At 47.2% G+C, this 602-nt stretch carries 1 pseudogene; it reads left to right on the plus strand.

Features of this window, described 5'->3' with window-relative positions:
* Positions 1 to 602 (plus strand): annotated as a pseudogene (locus R7Z50_RS28990) (hypothetical protein); the annotation flags it as partial.

A 602-nucleotide genomic window follows, 5' to 3' on the forward strand; every position in this document is an offset into this window, starting at 1 on the left:
AACGTTGGATCACGAAGAGCAAATGAGCGGCGTGACACACGAAAAAGTGAAGCTGGGTACGGTGGAGTACCGTCGTTATGAAATGACGGATGCAGTAGATCCGCAGGATGGCATTGGCTTAGTTGTGGCGGTTATCGACAACGTGCTAACCGTGACGGTGGATATCGCGGAGTTGGGTGATCTTAACCCGTTGAAAATGGCGCTGGGTCTTGAGTCTCCAACCCAATCATTAGCGGATAGCGGTCGTGCTGAAGCCATCCAAACTCAGTATGGTAAAAACAACAACTCTTTTGGCTACATCGACCATCGTGAAATCATCAAAGGTTTAACCACTGTTGATGGCAACATGTTTGCTCGTCAATTAACTCGTCTTAATGTCGATCCAAACATTACGGAAATGCGCACACCAGTTTGTCATAACGAGTTTACGCAAATTGCAGAAAACTGGCCTCAATCGGTGGCGTTTGCGGAGTACAAGCTAAACGGTGAGCAAGCGTCAATCAAAGGCGGCTTTGTTGTTGAGTCGAAGAACAAAGTGATCGTCGATGCGCTTAAATCGATTCGTGGTGTGTTAACCGAGTCTAACAGCGATAAGAGCTTCT

The organism is Vibrio sp. 1249-1, from assembly GCF_033340495.1.